This is a genomic window from Kitasatospora dryopteridis, assembly GCF_050749075.1.
GTDB lineage: Bacteria > Actinomycetota > Actinomycetes > Streptomycetales > Streptomycetaceae > Kitasatospora.
Window position 1 is genome coordinate 7855657 of the sequence record NZ_CP192749.1, and the last position, 12445, is coordinate 7868101.

The window sequence follows — 12445 nt, forward strand, 5'->3', positions numbered from 1 at the left end:
GTTTCACGAGGCGTGCGCGGCCGCGGCGTTCAGCGTGCGGCCGGGATCGGTGAGGGGCGGGCCGTGTGCCGGCGCGAGGTACGTGGTGGTGGCGGTGACGTCCAGCAGTCGGCTCACCTGCCAGGAGGGGCGCAGCAACGTCAGCACTCCGCCGGCGGCGGCCGCCCGGTGGGCTGCGGCGAGCAGGACGTTGAGGCCGCTCGCGTCGCAGAACGTGACGGCGCGGGTGTCGATGTCGATGCTGCGGATGCCTGCTCGCAGGCAGCGGTCGAGTGCCGCGCGCAGGGCCGGCGCGGAGTCGAGGTCGATCTCGCCGGCGACGAGGACGACGGCGCGCTCGCCGTGCACCGGACGGTCGACGACGACCATCAGTGCCGGAGCGGGGGTGTGGACGGGCATGGTGCGGCTCCGTGGTGTCAGGCTTGGCGTCGGGTTTCGAGCCGGCCGGCCACGGGCCACCGGACATCGTGCACCCAGCCCGTTCGCTCCAGCAGGCGGATGACGGCGGCCGTGGGGTCGATCTGTCCGCGGTCGACGCCGTGGCGGGCGCAGGTGGGATCGGCGTGGTGGAGGTTGTGCCAGCTCTCGCCGAAGGACAGCAGTGCGAGGGGCCACAGGTTGGTGGCGCGGTCGTGGCGGCGGGTACGGAAGGGGCGTCTGCCGATCATGTGGCACAGGGAGTTGACGCTCCAGGTCACGTGCTGAAGCAGGGCGACGCGGACGAGGCCGGCCCAGATCAGGGCGGTGAGTGCGGCGCTCCAGGTACCTCCCACGGCCCATCCCGCGCCGAAGGGCACTGCCAGGGACAGGACGCACAGCCAGGGGAACGCCCTGGACACGGCTCGCAGGTCCGAGTCCGCGAGCAGGTCGGGTGCGTAGCGGGCGGGCGGGGTGATGTCGGCGGTGAACAGCCAGCCGACGTGGGCGTGGACCAGGCCCCGGAGTTCGCCGGTGAGGCTGGTGCCGAAACGGAACGGGGAGTGCGGGTCCCCGGGGCGGTCGGTGTAGGCGTGGTGGCGGCGGTGGGTGGCGACCCAGGTGATCACGTCTCCCTGGAAGCTCATCGATCCGGCGATCGCCATCGCGATCTTCACGGGGCGGTTGGGGGTGAAGCTGCCGTGGGTGAGGCCGCGGTGGAAGCCCACTGTCACGCCCAGCCCCGTGAGGCAGTACAGCACGACGGCGAGGACCACATCGGTGGGACCCACGACGCTGCCCCACAGCAGCCAGAGCGCGGCCGCGAGGGCGATGAAGGGGAACGCCACCACGACGGCGGTGACAGCCATCTGCCATCGGGGGACACGGTTCCGGCCTTCGGATTCGTCACGCGGGAACGGGGAGACTCCGTCGTAGAGCACCGGGACGGTGCTGCCCCGCGTCGCGTCGGTGCCGCCGTCGGACAGTGATGAGGTGCGGCGGTCTGTGATGGCCATCCCGGCTCCTTCGCCGTTGGTGCGGCGCAGCCGGGGTCTGGGGCGGCGGATAGGACCCGATGACTCTCCCGCCCGGAGAATGGGCCGGGCGTTCGTTCGGGTCTTCTTCGACGGTACGCCCATCGTGTCGCCCCGCCAAGAATCCGATCGCGGGCTCGCCCATCGTCCGGCCGGCCGAGCGGCCACGATGCCCCTTGCCAGGCCTTCCGGGCAGGCCGGACCTGCGCCGAAGACGTACGGCGTGCCCTCGCCCGTCGTCACCGGCCGCGAGCACCGGCAAACGCGAAACTTCGGCGCTTGCTGGTGCTCGCGGCCGGTGGGGGCATGCCTGCCTGTCGGGTGAGGACTCCAGTCCCAGAGACCGTTTGACGGTTCACCAGTAGTGGCGACGGCCTCCGACCTCGTGACCGACGGCGCCGAGGATCCAGAGGATCAGTCCGATGACGACCAGGACGATGCCGATCGTCCACAGGAAGCCGATGCCGGCGACCAAGCCGATGACGAGAAGGATGACTCCGAGGATGATCATTGGGACCTCCGGCGTGACGCCCCCCTTGAATGGCCTTGTCTGGTGCTGCGCGAATGCGGAGCGAGGGCGGATCCCGGGTAGGGTCTGCCGCAACGGGGTCGGGAGCGGTGTGCGGCTGCCCGGCGTTCCTTTGTGGTCAGCGGAAGATCGCGTCGGCGGCCTTCTTGAGCGAGCCGGGCTGCTCGGGCCGGCGGGGTGCCGTGGCGCGGGCCTCCAGCATGCGGGCCCCGATCTCCTGGAGTTCCTTGCGGCCCAGGGCGTCGCGGACCTTGGGGAACCAGTCGTCCTCCTCCTCCTGGATGTGGTGGCCGACGGCTTCGACGAGGACGGTGGTCTTCGCGTCGAACCGCTCGTCGCCGGGGTCCATCGCGTCGAGTTCGGTGCACAGCAGGTCGGCGACGTGGTGCTCCTCGAAGGACTCCAGGATGTCGTGTTCGAGGGCGGGAACGAGTTCGCGGACCGCGGGGTACATGACCTCGTTCTCGATGAAGGTGTGGACCGTCAGTGCTTCCACGATCCTGCTCACGAGGTCTGCCTTGACCTCCGAGGCGTTCTCGTCGGCGGCTTCGAAGGCCCGGAAGAGGCGGCGCACCTCCTTGTGGTCCTCCTTCAGCAGAACAATGGCGTCAGTGGACATGGGTTGGTTCCTCCGTAGGACGAGGCGTGGCTTCGCGTCTGCCCACCGGGCCCGAACTCACACGTCCGTGCCCGCCGATCCCGTGCCGTCCGCGTCTGAACAACTGCCGGGCGGGCGCGGTTTCGGGGCTCGGCCGCCGTGGTGAGGGTTCTGCTGTCGCCTGAGCCGGTTCGGTCTTCGCCCGCAACTACGCCGTGCCCCGAGACCTGGACCCGTTGCTGACCCGTCGTGGCGTGCGGCGTCATGGTCAGGGCAGGATCGGCCTGCGATCGGGCTTCGGGGTGTGGAGGTCGTCGATGGTGATGTCGACGCGTGTGACGGCTAGTCCGAGGGTGTGCCGGGCGTTGCGCAGGACGGCCCGGCGGACCTGGTCGGCCTGGGGGAGCAGTGGGCGGGACGGGTCGGCGGTGAGGGTCATGGTTGCGTGAATGGTTCTACCGCCGGCGACGGGTGTGAGGCGGCAGCTGCCCGCCCGGGCCGTGCCGGCGTTGTCGGCGGCGCGGCGCAGCGCTATGGCTGCGGTGTTCTCGTCGATGCGATGTCTCCGGGCGGGGTCGCCACGGGAAAGCTGTCGTCCCCGTCGGTGTTCGGCCCGTACCGCGCGCATGACCCGCTCTGCCAGGGCCGTGCTCCAGCTGTCGGGTCCCTGTGCGCGCAGGGCCTCGGTGGCCTGACGCAGGAGGCGCTGCTTCTGGGCGTCGGCGGGGTCATCGGGACTGCCCGGGTTCAGGCCGGTGCCAGGCCCTGTCGGTGTCTGGTCGGCTGTGCGGGGCGGGCGGTGTTCTAGCGCCATGGGTCCATCGCCTCCGCCAGGGACCGGCGTGCACGGAACAGCCTGCCGCGCACCGTCTGTTCGCTGACGCCGAGGGTTCGTGCGATCTCGCCGTAGTGCATGCCGTGCAGTTCGCGCAGGATCCAGCAGGCCCGCTGGTCGGGGTCGATGCCGGCCAGTGCGCGGGAGAGTGCGCGTGTGGCGGCGCGGGACTCGGCGATCTGCTCCGGCGCTCCCCGGGCCTGGAGTGCCGGGAGTTCGGGCCGGATGTCGAGGGGGACGGCAGGCAGGGGACGGCTGCGCAGGAGACTGAGGCAGCGGTTGGTGACGATGCGGTAGAGCCAGGTGCGGAACGCGGCGTCGCCCCGGAATTCCGGCAGTCGTCTCCACGCGCTGAGGAGGGACTCCTGGACGACGTCCTCGGCGTCCTGCCGGTTGCCGGTCAGGTGTCGGGCGAGGGTGAGGAGGACGGCGCTGTGGCGGCCGACCAGGACGGCGAAGGCGTCGTCGTCGCCCTCTGCGGCTCGGACCGCGAGGAGCCGGTCGCCGGCCGGGCCGGCGCGGTCCGGGCGGACTGCGGTGGACGGGGACGGCAGGCGCCACGGCACCGCCGCGCGGTCGCGTCGGGCGGAGGGCCGGGGCGGCGGAGGCCGCCCGCGGAGGCCGGCGGTGGTGTGGGTCTGCGCTGTGCTCATCATGCTGTCCGGTTGCCGGTGCCGTGCATCCCCCCTCGCCCCTCCGCCTGTCCCGGATACGAACAATCATGCCGAGGACGTGAGGATTTCCCGCGGGCGGCGTCCAACAGTTCGGCGGGCCCGTCCGGGTCCGCGCCGGGGCGAGGTCAAGGAGGCCTGCCATGACGGACACGGCCGGCAGTTTCCCGCAGGGCGAGGCACGCTCGGCAGACGACGGCCTGCACGGCCGCGCCGGCGCCGAGCGGACGCCCGAGGACAGGGGGAGGACGACCATCGCGGACGGCGTCGTGGAGAAGATCGCGGGCACGGCCGCGCGGGACGTCCCCGGTATCCACGCCCTGGGAGCCGGGATGTCCCGCACCCTGGGCGCGGTACGCGAGCGCGTTCCGGGCGGCGGACGGGCCAGCGTCAGGGGCGGAGTGAAGGTCGAGGTGGGCGAGCGCCAGGCCGCCGTCGACCTCGTCGTCGTCGTCGAGTACGGCGTACCCATCACCGAGCTGGCGGGCGACGTGCGCGTCAGTGTCATCTCGGCTGTGGAACGCATGACCGGCCTGGAGGTCGTGGAGGTGAACATCGCCGTCGACGACGTCCACCTCCCCGACGAGGACGACGACACCGAGAGCCGCGTCGCCTGACCGGCAGCCGCCCGACCCCTCGCCGACGCTGTCCGGACGCTGCTGCGTGCTTCGGGCGACCCGGGGCGGCACCGAACAAGGAGCATGTGAGATGAGCACAACCGCACTCGGTCTGCTCGCGGGAATGGCCCTGGGATTCGCCGGATACTTCGGCGGCTTCTGGGCCTTCCTCCTGGTTCTCGTCCTCGGCGTGGTCGGCCTCGTCGTCGGGCGCCTCCTGGAGGGCGACGTGGACGTCAGGGACTGGCGCCGGCCCCGATCCGAGGACCGGCGCCGATGACCCCGCAACCCGTCGCGGCACACGAGCGCGGCGCCACCGTCATCCCGGACCGCGTGGTGGCCAGGATCGCCGCCCGGGCCGGCCGGGAGGCCCTCCTCACACAGCCGTACGGCCCCGCGCGGCCCGCACCGCCGACCCCCGACGCGTCGGCACGCGTCCACGGCAGCTCCACCCGCATCAGGCTGGCCGTCGAACTGCCCTACCCGATCGACCTCGCCGCAGCCGCCCGCGAACTGCAACGCCAGGTGGCCCTTCGCGTGGGTCGCCTGACCGGACTCGAGGTCACCGAGGTCGCCCTCGCGATCCGCCGCCTCCGCCCCGAGGGCAGCGGCGGCCGCGTCAGCTGACCCGCAGCGCACGCCCCGGCACCGAGCCCCTCCCCGCGGACCACCGCCACGAGGAGCCGCCCCGTCCACCGCCACCAGACCTCAGGGAGAGCCGGCATGACACACCAGCACCCGGCCGTCTCCGACCCGGACCCCGAATCCGCCACCGTGCAAGGTGGTCCGCCCGACAGGACACCACCCGGCAAGCCCACGGGCGACACCGACCGCGGCCGTGCCCGGCACGGGCGTGCAGCCCCGCGCTGGTGGTCCGAGCGGAGGGTTCCCGCCGCGATCGTGGCCCTCGTCGTCCTGGCGGCCTGCGCGTTCACGCTGTTCGACGTCGTCCGGGTGCGCACCGGCCACACCGCCGCGGCCTGGCGCAAGACCCTCGCCGACGAACTCGCCGCCCGGCCGATCGACGACCCGTGGGTCATCACCGGCGCGGCAGTGGCAGCCGTCCTCGGCCTGTGGCTGATCATCCTGGCGCTCACCCCCGGTCGCCGGCACCTCCTGCCCATGGCGGCCCCCGACGACCCGGACGCACCGCAGGCCGCCCTCGACCGCGACGGTGCCGCACGACTGCTGCGCGATGCCGCCCTGCGCGTGCCGGGCGTATCCCACGCCGACATCAGGGTGCGCCGGCGCCGGATCAACGCCCGTGCGCAGGTCTCCTTCCGCGACCTGGACACGGTGCGAACCGAGGTCACCGATGCGCTGACAGCGCAGCTCGACGCCCTCGCCCTGGCCCGGGTACCCCGGCTCACGGTCCGAGCCCGCCGGCGCGGCCCGTGACCGTGCCACCGCAGCGACACAGACCGCGGGCCCCATCGCCACAGGAGACGACCTGATGAACTCTCACTCCGTCCTCAACCGGACCCTGCTGGCCGTCGCGGGCCTGGTCATGCTGGGCGGTGGCCTGCTCGTGCTGGTCGGCGCCCTGGACCTCTACCGGCGCTGGAGCCTCGACCCGCCCGCCGACTGGCCCCTCACCGGCCCGCACGACACCCTCCTGCCGGTCCAGGACCGCACCCGCTGGACGGACGAGGCCTGGTGGTGGCCCACCGTCATCGCCGCCCTGACCATCCTCACCGCCCTGGCCCTGTGGTGGCTCCTGGCACAACTCCGCCACCGGCACCCCGGACGCCTGCCGGTCGGCAACCCGCCCTGCGACGGCGTCGAACTGCACGACGCCGCACTCAACGACGCCCTGGCCGCCGACGCCGCCCGACTCCCCGGCGTCCACAAGGCGCAGGCCCACCTGACCGGTCACGCCCACCACCCCCACGCCACCCTCGACCTCACCCTCGATCCGGACGCCCGCCCCCGCGACATCCTCCCCGCCCTGGAAAGCACCCTGCACCGCGCCCGCCGCAGCACCGGATGGGAGCAACTCCCCACCCGGGCCACGCTGCGCGTCGCCTCCCACCGGCCCCACCGCGCCGAGTGACCCGCGACGACCAGGCCACGGCCGGCACAAGGGGCGTGTCAGCGACCTCGTGTAAGTCACCTGTGGTCATTGGATGCTGAGCCGGTCCTCGAAGAACAGCGAGAACTGGTTCAGCGCCTCCTTCCAGTGTGCGGCGACGTGGTTGACGTCGCGCGCCTTCGGGTTGATGAGCTCCCGGACGGCGAGGTAGAGCACCTTCAACGCGGCCTGTTCGGAGGGGAAATGGCCGCGGTTGCGGGTGGCCTTCCGCAGCCGGGAGTTGATCGACTCGACCATGTTCGTGGAGTAAACGACCTTCCTTATCGCGGGCGGGAAGGCCAGGTAGGGCGTGAACTCGGGCCAGGCCCGTTGCCAGGTCTGGACGACCGCCGGATAGCGGGTTCCGAGATCGGAAGCGGCGAACTCCTCCAGCGCCTGTTCGGCGGCCTGCTCGGTCGCGGCCGTGTAGACGGCCTTCAGTGCCGGCACCAGCTTGGGGTGGTCCCGCTTGGACGCCAGCCTGAGAGACGCCCGGATCAGGTGGATCACACACGTCTGGACCGTGGCGCGGGGCCAGGTCGCGGTCACCGCGTCGGGCAGGCCCTTGAGCCCGTCGCAGGCGACGATACAGACGTCCTCGACGCCGCGGTTGCGCAGTTCGGACAGCACCGCCATCCATGTGGTCGCGCCCTCGCCCTCCGCGCCGACCCACAGCCCCAGGACGTCCTTGCGGCCGTCCATGTCGACCCCGACCGCAAGGTAGACCGGCTTCGAACTCACCGCACCGGAGCGGATCTTCACCCACAGCGCGTCGATGTAGATGATCGGCCAGACCGGGTCCAGCGGCCTGTTCTGCCAGACGGTGAGTTCGTCGGTGACGGCGTCGGTGACCCTGCTGATCAGGTCCGGGCTGACCTCGACGCCGTAGATGGCGGCCAGGTGGGAGCGGATGTCCCGCACGCTCATGCCGCGGGCGTACAGCGACAGGATCCGCTCGTTGAACCCCGCCAGCCGCCGCGCGTTCTTCGGCACCAGCAGCGGCTCGAACTCTCCGTTGCGGTCCCTGGGCACCGCCACCGTCACCGCTCCGACGTCGGTCAGCACCGTCTTCGGCGAGGTGCCGTTGCGGCTGTTGCCCGAGCCCCGGCCCGCGGGGTCGTGCTTCTCGTAGCCCAGGTGCTCGGTCATCTCGGCCTCCAGCGCCCGTTCCAGCACGGCCCGGGTGATCTGGGTCAGCAGCCCGCCCTCGCCCAGCAGGGCCGCCCCGGAGGCATCGGCGCGGTCCATCAGCCGCTCGACGACCTCGTCCACCAACTCGTCCCCGACCTGCTCGACGGCCGGGTTCTCGCTGTCAGTAGTCATGTCCGTCCGTTCAGAGAGAGAGAGAGAGAGAGAGAGAGAGAGAGAGAGAGAGAGAGAGAGAGAGAGAGAGAGAGAGAGAGAGAGAGAGAGAGAGAGAGAGAGAGAGAGAGAGAGAGAGAGAGAGAGAGAGAGAGAGAGAGAGAGAGAGAGAGAGAGAGAGAGAGAGAGAGAGAGAGAGAGAGAGAGAGAGAGAGAGAGAGAGAGAGAGAGAGAGAGAGAGAGAGAGAGAGAGAGAGAGAGAGAGAGAGAGAGAGAGAGAGAGAGAGAGAGAGAGAGAGAGAGAGAGAGAGAGAGAGAGAGAGAGAGAGAGAGAGAGAGAGAGAGAGAGAGAGAGAGAGAGAGAGAGAGAGAGAGAGAGAGAGAGAGAGAGAGAGAGAGAGAGAGAGAGAGAGAGAGAGAGAGAGAGAGAGAGAGAGAGAGAGAGAGAGAGAGAGAGAGAGAGAGAGAGAGAGAGAGAGAGAGAGAGAGAGAGAGAGAGAGAGAGAGAGAGAGAGAGAGAGAGAGAGAGAGAGAGAGAGAGAGAGAGAGAGAGAGAGAGAGAGAGAGAGAGAGAGAGAGAGAGAGAGAGAGAGAGAGAGAGAGAGAGAGAGAGAGAGAGAGAGAGAGAGAGAGAGAGAGAGAGAGAGAGAGAGAGAGAGAGAGAGAGAGAGAGAGAGAGAGAGAGAGAGAGAGAGAGAGAGAGAGAGAGAGAGAGAGAGAGAGAGAGAGAGAGAGAGAGAGAGAGAGAGAGAGAGAGAGAGAGAGAGAGAGAGAGAGAGAGAGAGAGAGAGAGAGAGAGAGAGAGAGAGAGAGAGAGAGAGAGAGAGAGAGAGAGAGAGAGAGAGAGAGAGAGAGAGAGAGAGAGAGAGAGAGAGAGAGAGAGAGAGAGAGAGAGAGAGAGAGAGAGAGAGAGAGAGAGAGAGAGAGAGAGAGAGAGAGAGAGAGAGAGAGAGAGAGAGAGAGAGAGAGAGAGAGAGAGAGAGAGAGAGAGAGAGAGAGAGAGAGAGAGAGAGAGAGAGAGAGAGAGAGAGAGAGAGAGAGAGAGAGAGAGAGAGAGAGAGAGAGAGAGAGAGAGAGAGAGAGAGAGAGAGAGAGAGAGAGAGAGAGAGAGAGAGAGAGAGAGAGAGAGAGAGAGAGAGAGAGAGAGAGAGAGAGAGAGAGAGAGAGAGAGAGAGAGAGAGAGAGAGAGAGAGAGAGAGAGAGAGAGAGAGAGAGAGAGAGAGAGAGAGAGAGAGAGAGAGAGAGAGAGAGAGAGAGAGAGAGAGAGAGAGAGAGAGAGAGAGAGAGAGAGAGAGAGAGAGAGAGAGAGAGAGAGAGAGAGAGAGAGAGAGAGAGAGAGAGAGAGAGAGAGAGAGAGAGAGAGAGAGAGAGAGAGAGAGAGAGAGAGAGAGAGAGAGAGAGAGAGAGAGAGAGAGAGAGAGAGAGAGAGAGAGAGAGAGAGAGAGAGAGAGAGAGAGAGAGAGAGAGAGAGAGAGAGGGCCGGCCAAGACCCGAGGCCGAGCCTCGGCCAGCCTGTCACATCACGGACTTACACGATCTTTCAGATACGCTCGGCACAAGCGGGCCGGAACGAAGCGCAAGTGCGGACATCACTTTCGACCGGAGCGTTCGGTCGAAGTACCGGGCCCGACCGGCGGGGACGAGCGGACTGCAGGCCAGCAGTCGGCTTCCGTTGCGGCCCGTGCCGCGCCCGCGCGCTGCGGGTGTCAGTCCGGTGGCGGGAGGAGGGTGCCGAGTGGGCCGAGGTCCGCCGGCGGGGGTGTGGGTGGGGGCGGGGTGGCAGGGGCGTCGAGATAGAGCTTGACGCCCCACTCCGGCCGGTCGGCCAGCCGGGTGAGGCGGTCGAGGAAGGCATCCTGCCGGGCGTCGAGCACGGCACGTACGCGGCCGTCGTCGAGGTGGACGGTGGCCGGCCGCAGCGGCAGCACGGTGGTGTGCGCCGCGATCGCCTCGATCACGCCGTGGCGGGTCCGGGCGACCTCCTCCAGCCACGCGAGTTCCTCCAGGTGGCGTCGGAGTGCGGTCTCGTCGAAGTCCTCGGCGGCCACCGGGTCACGGCGGCCACCGGGTCACGGCCGTGCGTGGGCTGCACGAGGCGGGCCCGCGAGGCGGCGCAGGCGCCGGTTCTCCTCCTCCAGCGGCTCCCGACTCCCGGCCGGGAGGACAACGAGGGGTCGTGCTCACACCAGTCGATGCCCATCTCCGTGGCCTTGTCCACGGAGGCGATCAGCAGACGCAGTTTGATGGTGAGCAGTTCGATGTCACGGTCGTGCCGTCTCCTTCTCCGGCCGGGGGTTGCGCGGGTGCACTGTCAGGTGCCGGTCTGCTGCCTGTGGGCGCTGATCTCGTCCAGGCGGTCGAGGAGCTCGTCCTCACGCCGGTCGAACGTCTCGTCGTCGATCTCACCGGCCAGGAGTGCCTGCTCCAGAGCGGCGAGCTCCTGCTGGACGGGTCCGGGGTCGTAGTACTCGTTCTCGGCGGTCTCCACCACGCGTTCCAGCACCCAGACGGTGCCGCGCAGCGGTGCGAGCGGGAGGGTGAGGATCTGGGTGAGCAGGCCCATGGCGACTTCCTCCTTTCTCACACGAAGCTGTAGGCGGGCAGCGGGCCGTGCAGCCGGAAGTCGAAGTCGTCGCCGAGTTCGGCGGTGAGGCCCTTCTCGGCCGCGAGGAACAGCTGCTCGTGCTCCCGGTCCACCAGGAACGAGACGTTCAGGAAGTCCTCTCCCGTCGGCTCGGAGTTGACCTCCTGGCGGGCGTGGGGCCGCAGGGCCTCCGTGATGCCGGTGGCCAGCGCGTAGTGGCGGGCACGGACCTCGTGGGCGACCAGTTCGCCGAGGGCCGGCGGCAGCTCCGGGCTGGTGTTGCCGCCGATGATCTCGTCGTTGAGCTGCCTGGCCTCGGGCGACTCCAGCAGGATCTGGCGCAGCAGGGCGTTCTCGTCGATGGATGCCTTCAGGTGGTACTCGGCGCAGCCCTCCAGTGCGGTGAGCCGGCTCAGGTACTCGTCGTGGCGTTCGGCGAGCGCCGCCCGTACCGTGTCGTCGTCCGGGGCGGTGAGGCCGAACTGCAGCGGCAGAACGGTGCCGTCGGACATCAGACGTTCCTGGACGCTCTGGTGTGCGGTGAGGTCACGGCGTTTGGGTCGCAGTCCGTCCGGGGCGTCGCTGACGACCGCACAGAGCGGCCCGGCGCACACGCTGCGGAGTGTCGAGGGAGGCTCGCCCACGCCGACGAGGCCGGCCAGGTCCCGGGGGTGGCCGGCGGCGGTGATGGAGTACACGTAGACGGACACGTCATTCCTCCCGGCGCCGGGCGGGCCTGCGGGCCGGCCGTTCACGCTTGGGCGCGGGCTTCTCCTCTTCCTCCTCCTCGTCGCTGTCGCGGCCGAGGTGGAGTGCGTCGGACACGGCCTCCACGGCGCCGGACAGCGCGCCCTTGCTCTTGCCGTGTGCACCGCCCTCGGTGACCTCGCCGACGATGTCGGTGAGCTGGGTCGGTGCCTTCCGCCCGGTCTCCAGGTCGAGGCGGTTGCAGGCCTCGGCGAACCGCAGATACGTGTCGACGCTGGCGACGACGATCCGGATGTCGATCTTCAGGATCTCGATACCGACCAGGGAGACCCGGATGAAGACGTCGATCACCAGCCCGCGGTCCAGGATCAACTCGAGAATGTCGTAGAGACTGCCGGTGCTCCCGCCACGGGAAACGCCGGCTTGGCCTTGCGGCACCACGGTCACGGGTGCCTCCCTTCGCCGGCCGCCGGTGCGTCCGGCGGGTGTGTGCCCCCACCGCGGCCGGGTGGGTGTCACGTCGGCCGGTCGATCTGCCCCCTGCTGTAGCGGCGGATCCGCTGGTAGGCGAGCAGTTCGCCCTCCTCGTCGAGCGTGACGCGGTAACTGGCCATCACGCTGGTCGTGTCCGGGATCCGTTCCAGTTCCACCACCTCCACGTCGGCCTGCCAGCCCTCCTCGGTCGGCTTCAGCGCCGACACGGAATCCGGTGCCCGGCCGAGCAGTTCAGCGAGTTGTTCGGCTGCGTAGCGCATGGCACGGGGGGCCGAGATCCGCCGCGCGGGCTTGGACGCGCGGCGGCGAGGGGCTGTTCGCGGCTCGTGGGGGCCTTCACGGGCAGGTCTACGAGCCGCTGCGCCTTCCTCATTGCCTGTGGCCATCTGCCTGCTCCGGAATCGGAGGCGTGTCGGTTGCGCTCATGAGCGCTACTTCCATCCTGCCTCCCATTGTCTCCTGCCCGGATCGGCGGCGCAGCCGCGCACGTCCGATGCACGGGACGACCGGTGAGGTCGGCCCCGGGCCCACCGTGACGACATGGTTTGCGACACGGCATCGCCGTGCAGAAGCCCCGTACCCCG

18 protein-coding genes and 1 pseudogene are annotated in these 12445 nt (G+C 69.2%); 5 read left to right on the top strand and 14 right to left on the bottom strand.

What is annotated here, in order from left to right:
• Positions 1 to 3: 3 nt before the first annotated feature.
• From ACQ614_RS35865 to ACQ614_RS35890, 6 genes are all read right to left on the bottom strand, one after another.
• A complete protein-coding gene (locus ACQ614_RS35865; protein ID WP_431683300.1) occupies positions 4 to 399 on the bottom strand; it encodes an STAS domain-containing protein in 396 nt (131 codons plus the stop codon).
• Positions 400 to 416: 17 nt separating this feature from the next.
• A complete protein-coding gene (locus tag ACQ614_RS35870; protein WP_431683301.1) occupies positions 417 to 1433 on the bottom strand; it encodes an acyl-CoA desaturase in 1017 nt (338 codons plus the stop codon).
• Between the two features lie 373 nt (positions 1434 to 1806).
• A complete protein-coding gene (locus ACQ614_RS35875) occupies positions 1807 to 1962 on the bottom strand; it encodes a DUF6131 family protein (RefSeq protein WP_363519825.1) in 156 nt (51 codons plus the stop codon).
• Between the two features lie 136 nt (positions 1963 to 2098).
• Positions 2099 to 2599 carry a hemerythrin domain-containing protein gene (locus ACQ614_RS35880; protein WP_431683302.1) on the bottom strand — a complete coding sequence of 167 codons (501 nt, stop codon included), beginning with the start codon at positions 2597 to 2599 and terminating at the stop codon, positions 2099 to 2101.
• Between the two features lie 247 nt (positions 2600 to 2846).
• The gene (locus ACQ614_RS35885; protein ID WP_431683303.1) at positions 2847 to 3017 is read right to left on the bottom strand and encodes a hypothetical protein; all 171 of its coding nucleotides are present in this window, start codon (positions 3015 to 3017) and stop codon (positions 2847 to 2849) included.
• Between the two features lie 365 nt (positions 3018 to 3382).
• Positions 3383 to 4066 carry an RNA polymerase sigma factor gene (locus ACQ614_RS35890; protein WP_431683304.1) on the bottom strand — a complete coding sequence of 228 codons (684 nt, stop codon included), beginning with the start codon at positions 4064 to 4066 and terminating at the stop codon, positions 3383 to 3385.
• Positions 4067 to 4227: 161 nt separating this feature from the next.
• Here ACQ614_RS35890 and ACQ614_RS35895 point away from each other — a divergent pair, with 161 nt between their 5' ends.
• From ACQ614_RS35895 to ACQ614_RS35915, 5 genes are all read left to right on the top strand, one after another.
• Positions 4228 to 4701, top strand: coding sequence for an Asp23/Gls24 family envelope stress response protein (locus ACQ614_RS35895; RefSeq protein ID WP_431683305.1), 474 nt, complete (start codon positions 4228 to 4230; stop codon positions 4699 to 4701).
• Positions 4702 to 4792: 91 nt separating this feature from the next.
• Positions 4793 to 4981 carry a hypothetical protein gene (locus ACQ614_RS35900; RefSeq protein WP_431683306.1) on the top strand — a complete coding sequence of 63 codons (189 nt, stop codon included), beginning with the start codon at positions 4793 to 4795 and terminating at the stop codon, positions 4979 to 4981.
• Complete coding sequence (locus tag ACQ614_RS35905; RefSeq protein WP_431683307.1) at positions 4978 to 5328, top strand: hypothetical protein; 351 nt, start codon at positions 4978 to 4980, stop codon at positions 5326 to 5328. Before ACQ614_RS35900 ends, ACQ614_RS35905 begins: the two co-directional genes overlap by 4 nt.
• A 96-nt stretch (positions 5329 to 5424) precedes the next feature.
• Positions 5425 to 6099, top strand: coding sequence for a DUF6286 domain-containing protein (locus ACQ614_RS35910; RefSeq protein WP_431683308.1), 675 nt, complete (start codon positions 5425 to 5427; stop codon positions 6097 to 6099).
• Between the two features lie 55 nt (positions 6100 to 6154).
• Positions 6155 to 6754: an alkaline shock response membrane anchor protein AmaP gene (locus ACQ614_RS35915; protein WP_431683309.1), complete on the top strand. Its 600-nt coding sequence runs from the start codon at positions 6155 to 6157 to the stop codon at positions 6752 to 6754.
• Positions 6755 to 6820: 66 nt separating this feature from the next.
• Here ACQ614_RS35915 and ACQ614_RS35920 read toward each other — a convergent pair whose 3' ends face one another.
• The 8 genes and pseudogenes from ACQ614_RS35920 to ACQ614_RS35955 form a co-directional block, all read right to left on the bottom strand.
• Entirely contained in the window at positions 6821 to 8095 is a 1275-nt protein-coding gene (locus tag ACQ614_RS35920; RefSeq protein WP_431683310.1) for an IS256 family transposase, read from the bottom strand.
• Positions 8096 to 8105: 10 nt separating this feature from the next.
• The gene (locus tag ACQ614_RS35925; RefSeq protein WP_431683311.1) at positions 8106 to 9593 is read right to left on the bottom strand and encodes a hypothetical protein; all 1488 of its coding nucleotides are present in this window, start codon (positions 9591 to 9593) and stop codon (positions 8106 to 8108) included.
• 187 nt (positions 9594 to 9780) lie between these two features.
• Positions 9781 to 10122, bottom strand: coding sequence for a GvpL/GvpF family gas vesicle protein (locus ACQ614_RS35930; RefSeq protein WP_431683312.1), 342 nt, complete (start codon positions 10120 to 10122; stop codon positions 9781 to 9783).
• Positions 10029 to 10337, bottom strand: a pseudogene (locus ACQ614_RS35935) (gas vesicle protein); the annotation flags it as partial. The pseudogene ACQ614_RS35935 and the gene ACQ614_RS35930, both read right to left, overlap by 94 nt.
• 48 nt (positions 10338 to 10385) lie before the next feature.
• Entirely contained in the window at positions 10386 to 10637 is a 252-nt protein-coding gene (locus tag ACQ614_RS35940; RefSeq protein WP_431683313.1) for a gas vesicle protein GvpG, read from the bottom strand.
• A gap of 17 nt (positions 10638 to 10654) precedes the next feature.
• A complete protein-coding gene (locus ACQ614_RS35945; RefSeq protein ID WP_431683314.1) occupies positions 10655 to 11368 on the bottom strand; it encodes a GvpL/GvpF family gas vesicle protein in 714 nt (237 codons plus the stop codon).
• A 1-nt stretch (position 11369) separates the two neighbouring features.
• On the bottom strand, positions 11370 to 11813 hold the full coding sequence (locus tag ACQ614_RS35950; protein ID WP_431683315.1) for a gas vesicle structural protein GvpA: 444 nt from the start codon (positions 11811 to 11813) through the stop codon (positions 11370 to 11372).
• A gap of 68 nt (positions 11814 to 11881) precedes the next feature.
• Complete coding sequence (locus ACQ614_RS35955) at positions 11882 to 12247, bottom strand: gas vesicle protein (protein WP_431683316.1); 366 nt, start codon at positions 12245 to 12247, stop codon at positions 11882 to 11884.
• Positions 12248 to 12445: the final 198 nt, after the last annotated feature.

Excerpts from the sequence above, each read along its gene's own strand:
- ACQ614_RS35865 (WP_431683300.1), bottom strand. The coding sequence starts at position 399 with ATGCCCGTCCACACCCCCGCTCCGGCACTGATGGTCGTCGTCGACCGT.
- ACQ614_RS35870 (WP_431683301.1), bottom strand. The coding sequence starts at position 1,433 with ATGGCCATCACAGACCGCCGCACCTCATCACTGTCCGACGGCGGCACC.
- ACQ614_RS35875 (WP_363519825.1), bottom strand. The coding sequence starts at position 1,962 with ATGATCATCCTCGGAGTCATCCTTCTCGTCATCGGCTTGGTCGCCGGC.
- ACQ614_RS35880 (WP_431683302.1), bottom strand. The coding sequence starts at position 2,599 with ATGTCCACTGACGCCATTGTTCTGCTGAAGGAGGACCACAAGGAGGTG.
- ACQ614_RS35885 (WP_431683303.1), bottom strand. The coding sequence starts at position 3,017 with ATGACCCTCACCGCCGACCCGTCCCGCCCACTGCTCCCCCAGGCCGAC.
- ACQ614_RS35890 (WP_431683304.1), bottom strand. The coding sequence starts at position 4,066 with ATGAGCACAGCGCAGACCCACACCACCGCCGGCCTCCGCGGGCGGCCT.
- ACQ614_RS35895 (WP_431683305.1), top strand. The coding sequence starts at position 4,228 with ATGACGGACACGGCCGGCAGTTTCCCGCAGGGCGAGGCACGCTCGGCA.
- ACQ614_RS35900 (WP_431683306.1), top strand. The coding sequence starts at position 4,793 with ATGAGCACAACCGCACTCGGTCTGCTCGCGGGAATGGCCCTGGGATTC.
- ACQ614_RS35905 (WP_431683307.1), top strand. The coding sequence starts at position 4,978 with ATGACCCCGCAACCCGTCGCGGCACACGAGCGCGGCGCCACCGTCATC.
- ACQ614_RS35910 (WP_431683308.1), top strand. The coding sequence starts at position 5,425 with ATGACACACCAGCACCCGGCCGTCTCCGACCCGGACCCCGAATCCGCC.
- ACQ614_RS35915 (WP_431683309.1), top strand. The coding sequence starts at position 6,155 with ATGAACTCTCACTCCGTCCTCAACCGGACCCTGCTGGCCGTCGCGGGC.
- ACQ614_RS35920 (WP_431683310.1), bottom strand. The coding sequence starts at position 8,095 with ATGACTACTGACAGCGAGAACCCGGCCGTCGAGCAGGTCGGGGACGAG.
- ACQ614_RS35940 (WP_431683313.1), bottom strand. The coding sequence starts at position 10,637 with ATGGGCCTGCTCACCCAGATCCTCACCCTCCCGCTCGCACCGCTGCGC.
- ACQ614_RS35955 (WP_431683316.1), bottom strand. The coding sequence starts at position 12,247 with ATGGCCACAGGCAATGAGGAAGGCGCAGCGGCTCGTAGACCTGCCCGT.